We start from the raw sequence: 1,325 nt of genomic DNA, 5'->3' as shown, positions 1-1,325 counted from the left end.
AGGCCGCACAGGGGCAGGCCGCACTGCCGGGCGCATTTCCGGGTGTGGCGTGACCGATTCCGGGTCCGGCCGGCGCGTCGCCGATCGCCGTTATGCAGATGCCGAACCGCCGGGCGCCGGGTCCGGCGGCAGGGGTCCCTGCAGTGCGTTGTCGGGCGCGTCGGCCGGGCCGGCGCCGTTCGGATGCGCGGCGGCATCTGCTTCCGCGGGGTCGGGATCGACCTCGTTCTCGGTGCGGAACATGAAGAAGAACACCACCCAGCCGATCGCGGCGATCAGCAACCAACTGATCAGCCGGTAGATCAGCATCGCCGAGATGGCGTCGGGCAGGGACAAACCGCTGGACACCAAGCCGGGGACCAGCACCGCCTCCACGACCAACAGGCCGCCGGGCATCAGCGGGATGGAACCCACGGCGCGGGCCGCGGCGTAGGCGACCGTCAACCCGGCCACCGACGGTTTGCCGCCGGCGGCGTATGCGGCAAACCCCAGGCAGGCCACGTCGGCGATCCAGTTGAACAGCGACCATCCGAACGCGGTGCCCAGGTCGCGGCGTCCCAGGCTGACCGACTCCAGCTGGGAGAGGATTTCGCGCCACTTCGCCAGACCGGTGGCGGCCGGCTTGCCGCGCAGCGAGTTCACCCAGGACAGCACCCGGACGCCGATACCCTCTATCAGCTCCGGCCGCGACGCCACCGCCTGGCCGAGCAGCAGCAACGCGACGAAGCCGCCCAGCGTGAACAGCAGCGAGAAGGGGTTGTTCTTCGCGCCGAGGAAGAAGGCGCCGCCAAGACCGAGCAGCGCCAGGCCCACCACCTGCAGCACACCCGACATCACCAGCTGCCACGACGCCACCAGCGTCGAGGCGCCCCACAGCCGTTGCTGCCGCAAGAGAAACGTCGCCGAGAGCACCGGGCCGCCGGGCAGCGTCGTGCTCAACGAGTTGGCGGCGTAGAAGGCCGCTTCGGACCGCCACTGCCTGACGTGCACGCCGGCGGACCTCAGCAGGGTGCGCTGGATCTGGGCGAAGCTGTGTATCGATGCCCCGGCCGCCACGACCGCGGCCAGCAGCCACCACCACTTCGCCGAGTAGAGGCTCGCCCACGCTTTCGCCAGCTGGTCCCACACCAGCCCCACCTCGACGGCGAGCACGATCGCCACCACGCCCAGCACCGCCCAGCGCAACCACCAGTACTTGCCGCGCGTGGACTCGTCCTGCCCACGGCTGGCGTTTCGGGCCGGCGCGTCATGCGACACGTGCTTCAGGGTAGCTGTGCCGGCCCCGTCGCACTGGCTGCGATGGGCGGTGTCCGGCCCGGACTTTG

1 protein-coding gene is annotated in these 1,325 nt (G+C 70.6%); it reads right to left on the bottom strand.

Translation table 11 applies throughout. The annotated features are described in order from the left end of the window. Positions 1-90 precede the first annotated feature (90 nt). A complete protein-coding gene (locus ABDW21_RS15925; protein WP_343603092.1) occupies positions 91-1,257 on the bottom strand; it encodes a YbhN family protein in 1,167 nt (388 codons plus the stop codon). Positions 1,258-1,325 lie beyond the last annotated feature (68 nt).

Source organism: Mycobacterium sp. (genome assembly GCF_039583805.1).
Classification (GTDB): Bacteria; Actinomycetota; Actinomycetes; order Mycobacteriales; family Mycobacteriaceae; genus Mycobacterium.
The sequence above is the reverse complement of the archived record's forward strand: the minus strand, read 5'-3'. Positions and strand labels throughout refer to the sequence as shown.